The sequence below is a fragment of the Gallibacter sp. Marseille-QA0791 genome, assembly GCF_965119705.1.
GTDB classification, from domain to species: Bacteria; Bacillota; Clostridia; order Peptostreptococcales; family Anaerovoracaceae; genus Lentihominibacter; species Lentihominibacter excrementipullorum.
Genome location: NZ_CBCPMH010000001.1, coordinates 2,461,427 through 2,476,726, shown reverse-complemented (window position 1 = coordinate 2,476,726; position 15,300 = coordinate 2,461,427). Strand labels below are relative to the sequence as shown.

Below are 15,300 nucleotides of genomic sequence, written 5' to 3'. Positions count from 1 at the left end.
TACCTTTTAATATACATTGAATGGCCGAAAAAGTAAAGTATCAAAACCGCTGCAACAACTGTCTCTCGGTCGACAGAACGGTATGACGTCACCTGCGCGCCGGTATCATGATGTTTCCCCGTATTTACATTTTGATGATATGGGATTATAATTGTATATATTAAAATACAGCAGACGTATACATTATATGCGTCTCCTGAACAGGAGGCCTGATGAAAAAACTTGAACAGCGAGAATGGGCATTCATAGACGACATAGTCTACTACATCTACAATAATGACGATTTCATAGACGAGCGAAAGACTTTCCTTTCCTTTATAAATCAGCTGATACCCAATAACTTCTCCGTATTCCACCTCTCCGACAGATCTGGCGAACATCTTCTTTGCGATCCCGTCATATTCGTACCGGGAGAAAAGAACGGAGCCACTTTCGAGCAGATCGAAACCATCTACCGTTATATAGAGAAATACGAAGAAGAAGACTTCGGGAAATGGATAATGCTGGTTGGCAAGAGAGACGTATACAGAGAAATGGATCTCATCGATGACAACGATATCCGAGCCACCGGATATTTCAACGACACCTACGCGACGTTCAATGTCAAATACAGCATGCAGATAATATCAGCCTATAACAAGGAATTCCAGGGTGCTATCGTTCTGGGCCGAAGCAAAGAGGACGGTGACTTTTCCGATAAGGAGCTGTATATGATGGAAATCATAAACAAGCATCTGAGTCTGAAGCTATACAAGCTGTCCCACCGTTCTCCGTCCGATGGCAATGTATATACTCATCTCGATGAGAAAATTTATGAAATGGCAGAAGACAGTATGCTGACAAAGAGAGAGACCGAGGTGGTCTTCAAGGTAGTCAAAGAGAGCATGACCAACGAAGAGATATGCAGCGACCTCTGCATCACAGCTCACACCCTCAATAAACATCTCAGCAATATATACATGAAATGTGGCGTCAACAGCAGAGTAGCGCTGATACAAAAAGCTCTTTCATAAGTTCGTCATAGCCGCGCGGCAGGTAACGACCTCCCCTGCGGCTTTTTTTATCTTACTTTATCTTATTTTTGTCATACTATTTATGTATTTGCAGTCTATTGATTATTCATTTCCGAAAATTAGGTAGCTATTTTTCGTCATTTTTTGTCTTCTGCACCAAATATAGCTTTTTAATGCCATATAATACGCAAATTAATAAAAACGCTGCCGTACAGACAACATTTATCATACTTATAAATATGTATTCATTACAAAAACCCTACATATTTTCAGGTATATATACTTTATATCACGGCAATATTCATCAAATTTATCAGTCTTTTAAACAATTAAAATTATTTGATTTTAACGAATACTTTGTTAACATTTTTTCATGCGAATCAACACATGAAAGGAGCCAGAAAACATGAACTTTCTTGAATTATCATTCTGGTCCGTTATACCTCCACTGCTGACTATCTTTCTTGTACTGAAGACCCGAAAGATCCTCCTTTCCATGGCTGTAGGTATAACGCTGGGATGCTTCATCCTGGGTAAATTCAACCCGATAAACGCACTTAAACATTTCGACAGCATATTTATAGGAACATACAACGAAGACGGGACGCTCACTCCCGGCTCCATCACTACACCTGACAACCTGATGGTTCTTCTGTCCATGGTGATAATAGGGGCCTTGATAGGACTTCTCGTGAAGTCGGGCGGCTCTCATGCATTTGCGGAATACATGGCAAGACGCATCAACAGCAAGAAGCGCGCGGGCCTGATGACGTGCCTCCTGGGCACCCTGCTGATGATCGATGACTATTTCGACAATCTGACTACCGGTGCTACCATGAGAGCAATATCCGATAAGAACAGCGTTCCTCGCGAGAAGCTTTCATATTACATAGACTCGACGGTATGCGGCATCAATTCCATATCACCTATATCCAGTTGGTCAGCATTTCTGGCAGGCCTCCTGGCGACGGGAATGGCCACTGCGGGTCTGGAGGGCAATTCCTACCAGCTCCTGCTCAGATCCATCCCGTACAACTTTTTCATATTCGTCTGTCTTGTAATGGTTTACTGCGTAGCGGCTTTCAACCTCAATATAGGGCCTATGGCCCGCGCCGAAAAGAGAGCCGCTACGACAGGAAAGCTGTTAGAGCATTCATTCAGCGGCGATTCGGACGAAGAAGCTTCATACGATGAGCTGGAGCCTGCAAAGGGCAAGCCTGTGGATCTGATATTCCCTATAACGCTGCTGATCTGCCTCGTACTTTTCTTCATGCTCTACACCGGCGGCTTTTTCACCCACTACGATCTGATGCAGACAGTAAGCCAGATGGAGGGCATACGCTCCCTCATGTATGGTCTGGTATTTACAATAATAATCACCGCCATATATCTTAGGATAAGAAATACGGCGCCGTTCACAGAGCTGGCAAGCGCCGCTTTCGTAGGAATAAAATCGATACTTTACGCGAACCTCGTTCTCATACTGGGATGGACGCTGGGAGGGGTTTCCGAATCTCTCGGTATAACTCAGTTCCTCATATCAGTATTCCAGGGAAACATCCCTCCTGTGTTCACGCCAGCTATCCTGTTCCTCCTGTGTGCAGCCACAGCGTTCGCCATCGGTGGCGGATGGACGACTTTTGCCATCATGATACCTGTAGTCGTGCCGTTCGCAGTAGCTACGGATGCCGACATGCTCCTGTGCATCTCGGCCATAATCGGCGGAGCCGGGATGGGCGCCACATGCTCACCGCTGGCTGATACATCTATTGTCTCAGCTACATCGGGAGAGCTGTCTATCATAGATCACATAAAGACCCAGGCGCCTTATTCCATCATATGCGGTGTGATCGCGCTGGCAGGATATCTGGTGGCCGGGTTCACCGAGACCCTTGTTTTCGGTTACATAGTGGTAGCACCCCTCTTTATTATCAGTGTGGCTATCATGAAGAAGATCAGCCTGAGAGAAGCTGTCCTGCCATTTTCCACAGATACGGAAAGAAGCAATCAACAGTTATCTGTTGAATAGTCATACTCTTTACTCCTAAACAGCACGAGCCCCGGCAATGCGCCGAGGCTCGTGCTTGTTTATGTCATATCACGTTACTACTGCTTTCCTTCACGTCTTTTTAATCGTACCTATTTCGCTCCATCCGGAGAAAGTCCAGGCTCCAATGACATTGCCGTCACTGTCCTTTTCCTCGATAACCGTATCAGATGTAACAGATATTGGCCGCAGTGGAAATCATAAACATGGGCAACAAAAAACCTGGCGCATTCCCGCTGACCCAGGTTTTCAAATTAAAGATATTCTATTTTTCCGCTGCTTCCACCACGTGCTTCATCAGCACCGCTGTGGTAACGCTGCCGACTCCCCCCGGAACAGGTGTGATAGCGGCAGCGGCAGTTGCCGCATTATCAAAGTCTACGTCGCCGCACATCCTTCCGTCATCGTCGACATTGATACCAACATCTACGATGATCTGGTTTTTCCCCAGGATATCTTTCTTTATCATCCTGCTCTTCCCAACAGCCGCTATCACGATATCGGCCGTGCTGGCGATAGACCTGAGGTCTTCCTCTCTCGTCCTGCTGTGGCAGATGGTCACTGTGGCGTTTTTTCGCATGGACATCATGGCCACAGGCCTGCCGATGACTAGGCTCCTGCCGATGACTGCCATTCGCTTCCCTTCCAGCTCGCACCCGTAATGTTCCAGCAATTCCATGCAAGCCTCCGCCGTACACGGCGGAAATCCCGTATCACGGTCCATGAAAACGCCTGCCATCGATCCGGCCGTTATCCCGTCCACATCTTTTTCAGGCGCCAGAACCTCACACACTACGCGCTCATCGATGTGAGACGGAAGCGGCCTGAATATCAGCACGCCGTGAATGTGTTCATCGTCGTTGAGCTTCACGATCTCATCCACCAGCTCCCGCTGGGATATCTTCGCGTCGTACACGAACTGCCTCACCGTGATCCCCAGCTCAAAGGCCCGCTTCACGGCTCCGCGCTCATAAGCCATATCCTCCGGATTTTCCCCCAGTCTGACTATAGCCAGAGTCGGGAAGATCCCCCGCTTTTTCAATTCGTTGACCTTCTTTGACGTCTTTTCCGAAAGGCTGTCGGAAACAGCCTTTCCTCTCAACAATTCTGCCATCAGCCTACCCCTTACTTTCTCAAACCTTCCACGACTTTCCCAAAGACTTCGTCCGCCATCTTCTCATACTTGTCCAGGCACGCTTCGCAGGCGGTGTTCAGCTCCTCCGCCCGCTTTCTGTCCTTCATGGATCCCGTATTGATGTAAACGTTGAGGCTGGCCGCCTGCATGGCGCCTTTACACAGTATGGCGCTGGCTCCCGCATCGCTTACGGCAAGGCGTGACCCTTTCTCGGCGAAGTGACCGGCCAGTTCCACGGCCCTGCCGCATCGTTCCATTATGTCCAGCGGTACCTGACAGGCGTTGTTGAGGGCTGTCTCCAGCAGCTCATCCTTACGCTTTTTCTCTTCTTCCGTTTCAGCTTTCATACCGTAAAGCTCCGACAGCGGCTTGAATATGTCTATATCGGCCTGTACCAGATCCATCAGATCCTGTCGCAGCCTGTCGGCCTCTTCTGCCAGGCGTATCATCTCTTCTTCCACATCCGCGTACTTTTTCTTTCCTATAGTAAGAGACGCCACCATCCTGCCGAGAGCCGCCCCCAGTGCTCCCGCCAGAGCCGATACACTGCCGCCTCCCGGCACGGGAGCCTTTCCCGCTGTCTCTTCGACAAACTGTCCGCATGTCTTTTCGGTATAAAGCATATATCCTCCTAGAATAATCCTGATATCTTTCCTGTCTTGTCTACGTCTATTTTTTCCGCCGCAGGTCTCTTAGGCAGACCCGGCATCGTCATTATATCACCGGTAAGGGCTACGATAAAGCCCGCTCCCGCCGAAACCTTGAGATTTCTAACCGTCAGTGTGAAGCCCTTCGGCGCCCCCAGCAGCGTCTGATCGTCGGAAAAGCTGTACTGTGTCTTGGCGACGCAGATCGGCAGATCTCCAAATCCCAGCGACTCAAGCTGTTTGAGCTGCTTCATGGCAGCCGGGAGGATATTTATATCGTCGGCGTGATAAACTTTCTGAGCTATAGCTCTTATCTTCTCCTCGATGGACATGTCGAGGCTGTAAGCGAAATCGAAGCTGTTAGGCTCTTCGCAGAGTCTTACGACTTCCTTCGCCAGAGCAACACCGCCTTCGCCGCCTTTTCCCCATACTTCACTGAGTTCAACATTTACACCCAGTTCACGGCACTTATCCTCTACCAGCTTCAGCTCAGCTTCCGTATCCGTAGGGAATCTGTTGATGGCCACTACCGCCGGTAGCCCATAGACCTGCGTGATATTGCCTACGTGCTGCAGCAGGTTAGGAAGGCCCTTTTCCAAAGCGCCGAGATTTTCCTTCCCCAGGTCCGCCTTGGCAACGCCTCCGTGATGCTTCAGTGCTCTCACCGTAGCTACCACGACTACTGCCGACGGTCTTATGCCGGACATCCTGCACTTTATATCCAGGAATTTTTCAGCTCCCAGATCAGCACCGAAACCAGCCTCCGTAACGACATAATCGGCCAGCTTCATGGCCATCCTCGTAGCCATCACAGAATTGCACCCGTGAGCGATATTTGCGAAAGGCCCGCCATGTATAAAGGCCGGGGTATGTTCCAGTGTCTGCACCAGGTTAGGCTTGAGGGCGTCCTTGAGGAGCGCCGCCATCGCCCCCTGAGCGTTGAGCTGCCCCGCCGTCACCGGCTCATCGTCGTAGCTGTAGCCGACGATGATGCTGGCTATCCTCTTTTTGAGATCTTCTATGTCGCTGGACAGGCAGAGTATCGCCATGATCTCACTGGCTACCGTGATGTCGAAGCCGTCCTCTCTCGGAGTCCCGTTGGCCTTGCCGCCGAGACCATCGGTGATGAATCTGAGCTGTCTGTCGTTCATGTCGACGCATCGCTTCCAGGTGATCCTTCTCGGATCGATCCTCAGCTCATTCCCCTGCTGTATGTGATTGTCCAGCATAGCCGCCAGCAGATTGTTGGCGGCTCCTATGGCATGCATATCTCCCGTGAAGTGGAGATTTATATCTTCCATCGGCACCACCTGAGCGTAACCGCCGCCGGCAGCCCCGCCTTTAACACCGAAAACCGGCCCCAGGGACGGCTCTCTCAGTGCCACCAGTACGTTCTTATCTATCCTCTTGAGGGCGTCCGCCAGACCTACCGTGGTAGTTGTCTTCCCTTCTCCCGCCGGTGTCGGAGATATAGCCGTCACCAGGATGACCTTGCCGTCAGGCGAATCCTTCTTATCCTCCAGCAGATTGTAATCGACCTTCGCCTTGTAGTTCCCGTAAAGCTCAATGTATTTTCTGTCCAGGCCGGCGGAATCCGCTATTTCCATGATATTTTTCATTTCCGTTTCCTGAGCAATCTGAATATCGCTTTTAATCTCCATTTCATTCTCCTTTTTCAATCCAAAATTCAAACAATGTAAAATGCGAAAAGAGCCAACGATCCGGGCTCTTCAGCCCAGACGGTCGGCTCACTCTTACATTATACTCCACGTGGTCGATTCCACTTGATTACCGTCAGTCGTATAACGATTTTATCTTATCATGAAAATACGGTTTCTGCAAGAGGAACTCCCCTCTTTACATGACCTTCAGCTTCTCATCATGATCTATCAATATGTTTTTAACGATTTCCATGTCGGTCTTCAGACCATCTATCTCCTCCGCCTTCGCGACGTAACGATCATATGTACTGACATAACATGACTCGATATTATGCAGCCTCGGCACCACATCGTTTTCCAATACCAGCTCGACCCGCTCGATTCGCCGTCCCATCTGATCAATACTGCCTTCCACCCGAGTAAGTCTTCGGTCCACTTCAGCAAGCTGCCGGTCGATTCCTTCGAACCTTTTATCTATTTGCTCGAATCGCTTATCGACATCATCAAGTCGTTTATCCACCTGAACAAGTCGTTTTTCAACCTTATCGAGTCGCTTATCCATATAAATAAGCCGCTGATCCATCCTATCAAATCTCTGCTCCATCTGGTCGAATCTGAAATCTATAGGCTTCAGCTTCTCATCCAATAGATTCGATAACATCAGCATATCTTCCCGCGCCATCATGATAAGAAACGCCTCCTTTCCTTCCCCTCTTCTCATGTTTTGATTATATCATATCATCTCGCATTTGCAAGGAAAGTTTTTGGTATTTTTTTATATTTTTTTCTTTTTTTACCATATATTCAGCTATCATCCCGCTGCAAAACGAAACAAAATCCTCTACAGCACATTCTTCAAAAACGTCTTCCTGTGTATAGGGCAGATCCCCTGCCTGGCGATGCCTTCATAGTGCTGCTTTGTCCCATACCCCTTGTTCTTCTCGAATCCGTAGCCGGGATATTCCTCCGCATAAGCAACCATCATCCTGTCTCTGGTTACCTTTGCCACAATAGATGCGGCAGCGACGGCCAGTATCTTGGAGTCGCCTTTTATCACCGCTTCCTGGGGCAGTTTCAGATCATTTATCTTTACAGCATCGAATATGACGTAATCAATGCCCTCCAGTTTCCCGGAAAGATCCGCTATGGCATCCTTCATGGCCAGCTTCGTCGCCTGAAGGATGTTGATTTCATCGATGGTACTGTGATCGGCCATTCCAATCCCCCATGCCACAGCTTTTTCCAAGATAACATCAAACAGCTCTTCCCGCCGCTTTTCCGACAGCTTCTTCGAATCGTCTATTCCCAATACATCAAAATCCTCCGGCAGCACTACCGCCGCGGCCACCACAGGACCTGCCAGAGGGCCTCTCCCCACTTCATCTACTCCCGCGATATTGACATATCCCTGTCGGTGGAGCTCCGTTTCCCGCGCTTTCATTTCCTTCAGTCGCTCTTGCTGCTTTTTCAGTCGCTCCTGCTTCGTCATGGTCGTACATCCTTCTCGCCCACCATATCACGGGGCTTTTCCAGCGTTATCCGCCCTATTTTAGCACTCCTGAACTCATCCAGCGTCAGCTTGCCGATGCGCTCGTAATCTATCCTCTTCCCCGGCAGGATACATCCCCTTTTGACCGCCATATTTTCCATGGTCTCAAGAGGTGTATCGGCTATCCCTTCCAGCTTGTACCGTTCTGCCAGCAGGTCCGGATAATTTTCCGAAAGCACCTCTATCAGCTCCATGGCCAGGGTCGGTACATCCAATATCTCGTCCTTTATAGAACCACAGAACGCCAGGTTCCTTCCGGCCTTGGGATCTTCGAACTTGGGCCACAGGATACCAGGCGTGTCCATCAGCTGCATGTTATTCTTCAGCTTCAGCCACTGCTTTCCTCTGGTGACCCCCGGCCTGTCTCCCGTCTGGGCGCTCTTCTTCCCTGTCATCCTGTTTATCAGCGACGACTTTCCTACATTGGGAACGCCTGCTATCATCAGCCGGAAAGGGCGCTGCACAGCGCGCCCCCTGTTCTTCTCCTCCGACATCTTCTCCAGTATTCGAAACAGTTCTTTGGCTCCCGCCCCGCTGACACAGTTCATAGAAATGGCTGCAAAGCCTTCACTCCCGAAGTATTCCCTCCACTGCCTGCTGACATTTTCATCAGCCAGATCGCTCTTGTTCAACACGATGATGCGCGGCTTATCCTTTATCAACTGGTCGATTATGGGATTCCTGCTGGAAACAGGGATCCTGGCGTCTATCACCTCAATGACCACGTCTACAAGCTTGAGGTTTTCCTTTATCAGTTCCCTCGTCTTTTTCATATGACCGGGATACCAGTTTATGTTCTCCATGATCCACCTCTCATTTCGCGAACAGCACCTTCTCTGATTTGTACTGCTTTATCACGTATGTCAATACGGCAGCGATATAAGCTCCCGTTGAGACTAACATCAGCAATATATCCAACAGCTCTACCGAGCCATTGTTGACATCGGTGAACACTACCACAAAATTCAGGAACGGCACTATGGAAAGCAACGGCGAACCTGTCACCCCCATCATGAAGGCTATCATTCCCGGGAAAAAAGAAATGAAAATCAGAGGAGTAAGAGCACTCTGAGCCTCCTTAAAAGTCTTTGACCTTCCAGCAACAGCGATACATAAGCCACTTATGAACATAGAATAAGCCAGTATCACGAAAATCGCCAGTATTATGCTGACAGGCGAGAACATGATATCTACACCTTCATATATGGAAAACATGCTTTTAGCGATAATCAGGAAAATGATGGCCAGCACCAGACTTACGAGACCCGTCACGGCTGCTGACACCGTCACCCCCATGAACTTTCCTACTATTATATCTCTGCTCTTCACAGGAAATGTAAGGAGAGTTTCCAGAGTCCCTCTTTCCCGCTCTCCCGCGGTAGTATCGGTAGCCGGATATGTGGCCGATACCGTTATAGCCATTATTATAAACAGAAACGCATAATTCTTGATATATCCCGCAAAGTAATTGTCCCCCTCTATCACATTTTCCTCCACCGTCAAGATATCGAACACTGCTTCGGGATCCACTCCTTCGGCAGCCAGATACTCCTGCTGGAGATGCTGTCTGTAAACTTCCAGATATCGTTCTGCCAGCCCTGTCGCATAAGAAGCTGTATCAGAACCGTCACTGTTGATGGTATATGTGTTTCCTTTCTTTGTTATATATAAGTCGATCTCGCCGTTCTCATAATCGGACGCCAGCTGTTCCGGTGATCCCTGAACCGCTTCTATCTCCATCTGAGACGCCAGTTCTCTTTCCACCTGCGACAGTTCATATCCGAATCCTATCCTGTTGTACTCTTCTACACCCTTGTTGATCTGCGACTCGAACAAAGCTGACATCCCTATGATGATCAGCGGGATGAATACCGGTATTATCAACATCATCGCCAGCGACTTTCTGTCCCTGAACAGTTCCCTCATTTCTTTTTTAAGTATATTGCCAAGATTACTCTTCATCGGAAACACCTCCAGTCATCGCAAAGAAAGAATCTCTCAAATTCGTCGTGTCCGTAGCTGTTTTTATCTCTTCCGGCGTTCCCGACTTTATTATCTCGCCTCGGTTTATCATTATTACTCTGTCGCAGATATTTTCCGCCTCTTCCATATAGTGAGTGGAATACAGTATCGTCTTTCCCCTAGCTTTTTCACCTTTCATAAAATCCAATATGATCTGACTGGAGATTATATCTAATCCTGATGTGGCTTCATCCAAAATGTAATATCTGGGATCGTGAACCAGGCACCTGGCCAGATTGGCTTTCTGGGTCTGCCCCGTCGATAAGTTGGCTATCCTGTTATGAATGAACCCTTTCATCCCAAGGATATCCGCTATCTTTTCTATTCTCTCCTGTCGCTCCTGCTGCGGTATGCCGTATATATCACAGCACATAATCAAAAGCTCATAAGTCGACAGAGTATCGTACAGCCTGGTATTTCCCGACAGATAAGCTATCTTCTGCTTTATCTCTATCTCGCTGTCCCTGTAACTCAGCCCGTCAAAGCTGATACTGCCTTCTGTAGGTTCCAGTATGCCTGCGATCATCCTCAGCAAAGTGGTTTTCCCTGCGCCGTTGGGTCCCAGGATACCGACTATTTCTCCATCCTTCGCCTCAAAGGTCATGTCCTTGTCGGCGAAAAATTCCTCTCTCGTTTTCTTGTCCTTGTTCCTGACAAATTTCTTAGATACGTGTTCTACTTTTATCATCTCGTTGATTCCCTCCATTACGATTTTACCCCCCCCCCATCAGTGTTCAGGCTTTTCTTTCCCGGAAGCGCTGACAGGGGTAAACCCATTTCACGCAGTACGGCGGCCTGCAAAAGTCGTCCATACTACAAAAGGAGCCTTCACGGCTCCTTTTTTCATTACATTTCTTCTTTCGTCTTGATCTTGGCCGATTTACCGGTTCTCTGACGCATGTAGTGAAGTCTTGCTCTTCTGACATCACCCTGTCTTACGACTTCGATCTTTTCAACCAGCGGTGAATGGAGCGGGAATGTTTTTTCCACGCCTACGCCCGACGAGATCTTCCTTACGGTGAACGTCTCGCCGATCCCGCCGTTCTGTCTCTTCAGCACGAAGCCTTCGAAGATCTGTATTCTCTCTCTGTTTCCTTCTTTGATCTTAACGTGCACCTTCACAGTGTCGCCCACGTTAAACGCAGGGATATCACTCTTGAGATAATCCTGTACAACTGAATCCATTACGTTCATTGACATTTTCCTCCTTCCCTCCAAGACGTTCTTGGTCATGATCCTTTCATGAATACCAGAGGACCGCCCGTAATACTGAAATATTATACTACAGCTCCATATAGTGACGCAAGCACTTTTTAAGATACATATACTGATTTCACCATGATTTCCAATAAAATATCTTGCGGCGGCCGTCAAAATCATATATAATTGATAATGTTCTATGTGGGGCACTAGCTCAATGGATAGAGTCGCAGACTTCGAATCTGTCGGTTGGGGGTTCGAGTCCCTCGTGCCTCGCCAAAGACCCTGGGATTATAATGATTGCAGGGTCTTATTTTTTTAGGCTTCCGCCTGTGATCGCAAGCCGTTCATCTGCCAGCTGGTTCGCCCATCTGCCTCATCAGTTTCCTGAACTGGACGAAAAACATCACTGCCGTCGTGGCAACAGCCAGAGTATCCGCCACCGGCTCTGCCAGAAATACCGCCATAACTTTATCGTCAAAAAACCTCGGTAGTATAAATATCAGAGGTATCAACAGGATTATCTTCCTCAATACTGCCAGAAACAATGAATTCTTGGCATTTCCAAGCGCCACGAAGGTCTGTTGACACGCTATCTGTATCCCGAATATGAGAGATGTGGCCATGTATATACGTATAGCCCATATGGTATAATCCGTAAGTTCCGGATCGGATGTAAAAATCATGATGAACAGTTTAGGCACAAATATTGCCACCGCCCACAATGCTACGGAGTATATGACGCAGGTCCTCAACAGCAGGAAGAATGTTCGCTTCACCCTGTCTCTGTTGCCCGCCCCATAGTTAAAGCTTATGATCGGCTGAGCGCCCTGGGTGATGCCCTGCAGAGGCAGCATGGAAAACTGCATCACGCTGCTCAGGATGGTCATAGCTCCCACGGCTATATCACCTCCGTATTCCAGCAGCGAAGAATTGAAGCACACTGTGATAGCCCCCTCTGTCGCCTGCATGATAAACGGTGACATCCCCAGAGCAAGACACGGACCATAAAGTCTCATATCCGGCTTCATGTATCTGAGCCGCAGCTTCAGCGTCGTGCGCTTCCCGGTGAGAAATCTCACGACCCACGCTGCGGAAAGCGCCTGAGATATGATAGTCGCCAGGGCCGCACCTTCCACGCCCATGTCAAAAGCGAAAATGAATATAGGATCAAGGATTATGTTTGCTACCGCTCCTATCACGACGCTCAACATGCTGGTGGCGGCAAAGCCCTGGGTAGTGATAAAATTATTGAGCCCAAGAGCCAGCTGTACGAACAGGGTCCCACAGGCATATATCGTCATATATCCTTCGGCATACTCTATGGTATTTTCACTGGCGCCAAACATCATCAGCAGCTCCCTGCCGGAGATCAGCAGCACCGCTGTCAAAACTATCCCTGCCGCGATGGTCCCGCTGGCACAGTTTCCCAATATCTTCTCAGCAGTTTCGTGCTCGCCTTTTCCCAGCATTATGGAAGCCTTAGGAGCGCCGCCCATGGCCATCAGCGCGGCAAAAGCGCTGATCACCATGATTATGGGAAAGCATACTCCCAGACCTGTTAGCGCTGCCGCGCCCGTCTCGGGAATGTGACCGATATACATCCTGTCTACCATGTTATACAGCACATTGACTATCTGCGCCGTAATAGCAGGTACCGCAAGTCTGAGCAGGAGCTTTCCTACCGGCTCCCGGCCAAGATCCGTATTCTTCTGTTCATTACGCTTTTTCATTTCCCACACTTCTCTCTGTTCGGGCTTATCCCGTCAAACATCTCTTCCACGGCAATAAAATCCCCGGCATGGTCTTCTTCATGCCGGGCGTTGCCTTTCGCCGATCGGTACCGACGACTGCATTCACATCAACATTAGTTTATTCTTCTGTGATAGTGACTTTTTTCATTACCTGAGGGACTTCCGGCTTATCTGCCATATTTCTTTTCTGGCTAACTATCCCATCAGCTACGTCCATCCCTTCGGTTATTTTCCCAAAAGCCGCGTACTGCCCGTCCAGATGCGGAGAATCAGCTACCATGATGAAGAATTGAGAACCTGCGGAATCGGGATCCATAGCTCTGGCCATGGACATTACCCCTCTCTCATGTCTCAGGTCGTTCCTGAATCCATTAGCCGTGAATTCACCCTCGATACTGTATCCCGGGCCCCCCATTCCCGTACCGTCAGGGCATCCCCCCTGTATCATGAATCCCGGAATGACCCTGTGGAATATCAAACCGTCATAGAATCCCTCCTGTGCCAGCTTTATGAAATTCTCCACAGTTTTAGGAGCGATCTCCGGATAGAGTTCACCCTTCATCACTCCGCCGTTTTCCATTTCAATAGTTACATATTTCATTTGTAAACCTCCTTATTATCTTATCTTGAATACGTTACGTCCAAACTCGCCTCTTTCATAGATATCCCAGAACTCATCCCTCAGATATCCCGGATAGAGACACTGCACCTTCATCAGTTCTTCCCGTGACATGAACCTGACATCTCGAAGCACCTGGCTGTCACCGTCGAATTCGGGATCCTCGCCCAGGCTGAGAGTCCCGCCCACAAGCCTGCACATAAAGAAATTCACGAACCGCTGTCCCCGCTCAGACACCTCTTCCACATGCCATACGAGAGAGCCGACTTCAATATCGAGTCCGGTCTCTTCCTTGACTTCCCTGACCGCGGCTTCCGCCGCGCTTTCCCCGTCTTCGATACCGCCGCCCGGCACCATCCATATATCATGATCTTCATGATGCTGCTTTACCATCAGCATCCTGTCCTTATCATCCAGAACTATGGCTCTGGCTCCACCTACCCACATAACAACGCTCCCGCTATGCCCATTATTATCATGACTCTTATGGGCTTCATCTTCAAAACTCCCACAAGGAATATAGTGACCGCAAACAACGCTATCGGTATCGGATTGAAATATCCAAGTCCTTCTGTAAATAAGGCCATCGATATGAGAGAGCCCTTTACCAGCACCGTTTCACTCACGAATATGGCCGCCGCAGCTATCATACCCACAGTGACAGGTCTGATACCGACAAACGCTCCCTGTATCCCTCTGCTGTCGTTGAACCTGTCTATGAATTTCATCACCAGCAACATGAGGATAAAAGAGGGCAGACATACCCCCAATGTCGCGATTGCCGCTCCGGCAAATCCTGAGTAATTGAACCCCACGTAAGTAGCAGCATTGACAGCTACCGGTCCCGGTGTCACCTGGGACAGGGCCACCAGGTCGGAGAACTCCTGAGCCGACATGACCCCAAAATCCTGCACGCTCTGGAATATAAGAGGAAGCATCGCCAGCCCTCCGCCGAAGCTGAAGAGTCCTATACGAAAGAACATAGTGAAAAGATAAAAATACATCATCTTCTCACCTCCCCGCCTTCGTCAGCGTTATCTTCATCGTCACCTGTTATTTCTATTTTCCGGCACTTGCCCAGCCTGACGCTGTTATATATTATCCCGGCAACAGCTCCTGCTATTATAGCCCATATAGCCGTTATCCCGAAAATCCCTATAGCTATGAATGCTGCTATAGCCAGCACCCACTGAAATACGGAATTCAGGCTTTGCTTCGCTAATCTGACTGCTGTAACAAGTATGAGCCCGCATACAGCCGCCTTTACACCCACGAATGCTCCCAGGATGTATTTGTTTTCTCCAATAGCTCCCAGCACCGTTACTGCCAGGATTATAATGATAAATGACGGCATCACCACTCCCAGGGTAGCAGCCAGAGATCCTTTGACACCTCTTATCCGCTTTCCTATATATGTGGCGCTGTTTATAGCTATGACACCGGGCATCGACTGACTTATGGCTATACAGTCCAGCATCTCATCTTCGTCCATCCATTTCTTGTCCTGAACGACCAGCTGCTGTATCTGCGGTATCATCGCCATACCTCCCCCTATGGTGAATATCCCGATTTTGAAAAATTCCCAGAAGAGTGTAGCATATATTTTGATACCGCCTGATTTTCCGCTGTCTTTTCCCATCTTCCGCTCACCGC

16 protein-coding genes, 1 tRNA gene and 1 riboswitch are annotated in these 15,300 nt (G+C 48.8%); of the genes, 3 read left to right on the top strand and 14 right to left on the bottom strand.

The genetic code is table 11. The features are described 5' to 3' along the window. Positions 1-212 precede the first annotated feature (212 nt). Entirely contained in the window at positions 213-1,013 is an 801-nt protein-coding gene (locus ACQY69_RS11385; protein WP_428260637.1) for a response regulator transcription factor, read from the top strand. 406 nt (positions 1,014-1,419) lie between these two features. Then, positions 1,420-3,042: a Na+/H+ antiporter NhaC family protein gene (locus ACQY69_RS11380; protein WP_428260636.1), complete on the top strand. Its 1,623-nt coding sequence runs from the start codon at positions 1,420-1,422 to the stop codon at positions 3,040-3,042. A gap of 283 nt (positions 3,043-3,325) precedes the next feature. On the opposite strand, the gene ACQY69_RS11375 is transcribed toward ACQY69_RS11380, so the two are convergent. The 9 genes from ACQY69_RS11375 to rplS all read right to left on the bottom strand — a co-directional run bounded on the left by ACQY69_RS11375 (position 3,326) and on the right by rplS (position 11,268). Beyond that, a complete protein-coding gene (locus ACQY69_RS11375; protein ID WP_428260635.1) occupies positions 3,326-4,174 on the bottom strand; it encodes a bifunctional 5,10-methylenetetrahydrofolate dehydrogenase/5,10-methenyltetrahydrofolate cyclohydrolase in 849 nt (282 codons plus the stop codon). Positions 4,175-4,185: 11 nt separating this feature from the next. Continuing rightward, on the bottom strand, positions 4,186-4,818 hold the full coding sequence (locus ACQY69_RS11370; RefSeq protein ID WP_428260634.1) for a cyclodeaminase/cyclohydrolase family protein: 633 nt from the start codon (positions 4,816-4,818) through the stop codon (positions 4,186-4,188). An 8-nt stretch (positions 4,819-4,826) separates the two neighbouring features. Further along, positions 4,827-6,503 (bottom strand): formate--tetrahydrofolate ligase, encoded by a 1,677-nt coding sequence (locus ACQY69_RS11365; RefSeq protein ID WP_428260633.1) that lies wholly within the window; start codon positions 6,501-6,503, stop codon positions 4,827-4,829. A 65-nt stretch (positions 6,504-6,568) separates the two neighbouring features. Then, positions 6,569-6,654: riboswitch (ZMP/ZTP riboswitch) on the bottom strand. A gap of 45 nt (positions 6,655-6,699) precedes the next feature. Further along, on the bottom strand, positions 6,700-7,188 hold the full coding sequence (locus tag ACQY69_RS11360; RefSeq protein ID WP_428260632.1) for a hypothetical protein: 489 nt from the start codon (positions 7,186-7,188) through the stop codon (positions 6,700-6,702). 156 nt (positions 7,189-7,344) lie between these two features. Continuing rightward, positions 7,345-7,992 carry a ribonuclease HII gene (locus ACQY69_RS11355; RefSeq protein ID WP_428260631.1) on the bottom strand — a complete coding sequence of 216 codons (648 nt, stop codon included), beginning with the start codon at positions 7,990-7,992 and terminating at the stop codon, positions 7,345-7,347. Beyond that, positions 7,989-8,855, bottom strand: coding sequence for a ribosome biogenesis GTPase YlqF (gene ylqF / locus ACQY69_RS11350; protein ID WP_428260630.1), 867 nt, complete (start codon positions 8,853-8,855; stop codon positions 7,989-7,991). The genes ACQY69_RS11355 and ylqF overlap by 4 nt, the downstream gene beginning before the upstream one ends. A gap of 10 nt (positions 8,856-8,865) precedes the next feature. After that, complete coding sequence (locus tag ACQY69_RS11345; protein WP_428260629.1) at positions 8,866-10,014, bottom strand: ABC transporter permease; 1,149 nt, start codon at positions 10,012-10,014, stop codon at positions 8,866-8,868. Next, the gene (locus ACQY69_RS11340; protein WP_428260628.1) at positions 10,004-10,762 is read right to left on the bottom strand and encodes an ABC transporter ATP-binding protein; all 759 of its coding nucleotides are present in this window, start codon (positions 10,760-10,762) and stop codon (positions 10,004-10,006) included. The genes ACQY69_RS11345 and ACQY69_RS11340 overlap by 11 nt, the downstream gene beginning before the upstream one ends. Positions 10,763-10,920: 158 nt before the next feature. After that, positions 10,921-11,268, bottom strand: coding sequence for a 50S ribosomal protein L19 (gene rplS / locus ACQY69_RS11335; RefSeq protein WP_428260627.1), 348 nt, complete (start codon positions 11,266-11,268; stop codon positions 10,921-10,923). A gap of 209 nt (positions 11,269-11,477) precedes the next feature. On the opposite strand from rplS, the gene ACQY69_RS11330 reads away from it, so the two are divergent. Further along, positions 11,478-11,553, top strand: a tRNA-Arg gene (locus tag ACQY69_RS11330). 68 nt (positions 11,554-11,621) lie between these two features. Here ACQY69_RS11330 and ACQY69_RS11325 read toward each other — a convergent pair. From ACQY69_RS11325 to ACQY69_RS11305, 5 genes are all read right to left on the bottom strand, one after another. Continuing rightward, the gene (locus tag ACQY69_RS11325; RefSeq protein WP_428260626.1) at positions 11,622-13,007 is read right to left on the bottom strand and encodes an MATE family efflux transporter; all 1,386 of its coding nucleotides are present in this window, start codon (positions 13,005-13,007) and stop codon (positions 11,622-11,624) included. A 139-nt stretch (positions 13,008-13,146) separates the two neighbouring features. Continuing rightward, complete coding sequence (locus ACQY69_RS11320; RefSeq protein ID WP_428260625.1) at positions 13,147-13,629, bottom strand: peptidylprolyl isomerase; 483 nt, start codon at positions 13,627-13,629, stop codon at positions 13,147-13,149. Between the two features lie 15 nt (positions 13,630-13,644). Beyond that, positions 13,645-14,094, bottom strand: coding sequence for an NUDIX domain-containing protein (locus ACQY69_RS11315; protein WP_428260624.1), 450 nt, complete (start codon positions 14,092-14,094; stop codon positions 13,645-13,647). Beyond that, positions 14,085-14,654 carry a chromate transporter gene (locus tag ACQY69_RS11310; RefSeq protein WP_428260623.1) on the bottom strand — a complete coding sequence of 190 codons (570 nt, stop codon included), beginning with the start codon at positions 14,652-14,654 and terminating at the stop codon, positions 14,085-14,087. The genes ACQY69_RS11315 and ACQY69_RS11310 overlap by 10 nt, the downstream gene beginning before the upstream one ends. Next, a complete protein-coding gene (locus tag ACQY69_RS11305) occupies positions 14,651-15,286 on the bottom strand; it encodes a chromate transporter (RefSeq protein WP_428260622.1) in 636 nt (211 codons plus the stop codon). Before ACQY69_RS11305 ends, ACQY69_RS11310 begins: the two co-directional genes overlap by 4 nt. Positions 15,287-15,300 lie beyond the last annotated feature (14 nt).

What these genes read in the sequence shown, in the direction of transcription:
- ACQY69_RS11365 (WP_428260633.1), bottom strand. Translation starts at nt 6,503, where the DNA reads ATGGAGATTAAAAGCGATATTCAGATTGCTCAGGAAACGGAAATGAAA.
- ylqF (WP_428260630.1), bottom strand. Translation starts at nt 8,855, where the DNA reads ATGGAGAACATAAACTGGTATCCCGGTCATATGAAAAAGACGAGGGAA.
- ACQY69_RS11375 (WP_428260635.1), bottom strand. Translation starts at nt 4,174, where the DNA reads ATGGCAGAATTGTTGAGAGGAAAGGCTGTTTCCGACAGCCTTTCGGAA.
- rplS (WP_428260627.1), bottom strand. Translation starts at nt 11,268, where the DNA reads ATGAACGTAATGGATTCAGTTGTACAGGATTATCTCAAGAGTGATATC.
- ACQY69_RS11385 (WP_428260637.1), top strand. Translation starts at nt 213, where the DNA reads ATGAAAAAACTTGAACAGCGAGAATGGGCATTCATAGACGACATAGTC.
- ACQY69_RS11370 (WP_428260634.1), bottom strand. Translation starts at nt 4,818, where the DNA reads ATGCTTTATACCGAAAAGACATGCGGACAGTTTGTCGAAGAGACAGCG.
- ACQY69_RS11325 (WP_428260626.1), bottom strand. Translation starts at nt 13,007, where the DNA reads ATGAAAAAGCGTAATGAACAGAAGAATACGGATCTTGGCCGGGAGCCG.
- ACQY69_RS11345 (WP_428260629.1), bottom strand. Translation starts at nt 10,014, where the DNA reads ATGAAGAGTAATCTTGGCAATATACTTAAAAAAGAAATGAGGGAACTG.
- ACQY69_RS11315 (WP_428260624.1), bottom strand. Translation starts at nt 14,094, where the DNA reads ATGTGGGTAGGTGGAGCCAGAGCCATAGTTCTGGATGATAAGGACAGG.
- ACQY69_RS11380 (WP_428260636.1), top strand. Translation starts at nt 1,420, where the DNA reads ATGAACTTTCTTGAATTATCATTCTGGTCCGTTATACCTCCACTGCTG.
- ACQY69_RS11355 (WP_428260631.1), bottom strand. Translation starts at nt 7,992, where the DNA reads ATGACGAAGCAGGAGCGACTGAAAAAGCAGCAAGAGCGACTGAAGGAA.
- ACQY69_RS11360 (WP_428260632.1), bottom strand. Translation starts at nt 7,188, where the DNA reads ATGATGGCGCGGGAAGATATGCTGATGTTATCGAATCTATTGGATGAG.
- ACQY69_RS11305 (WP_428260622.1), bottom strand. Translation starts at nt 15,286, where the DNA reads ATGGGAAAAGACAGCGGAAAATCAGGCGGTATCAAAATATATGCTACA.
- ACQY69_RS11320 (WP_428260625.1), bottom strand. Translation starts at nt 13,629, where the DNA reads ATGAAATATGTAACTATTGAAATGGAAAACGGCGGAGTGATGAAGGGT.
- ACQY69_RS11310 (WP_428260623.1), bottom strand. Translation starts at nt 14,654, where the DNA reads ATGATGTATTTTTATCTTTTCACTATGTTCTTTCGTATAGGACTCTTC.
- ACQY69_RS11340 (WP_428260628.1), bottom strand. Translation starts at nt 10,762, where the DNA reads ATGATAAAAGTAGAACACGTATCTAAGAAATTTGTCAGGAACAAGGAC.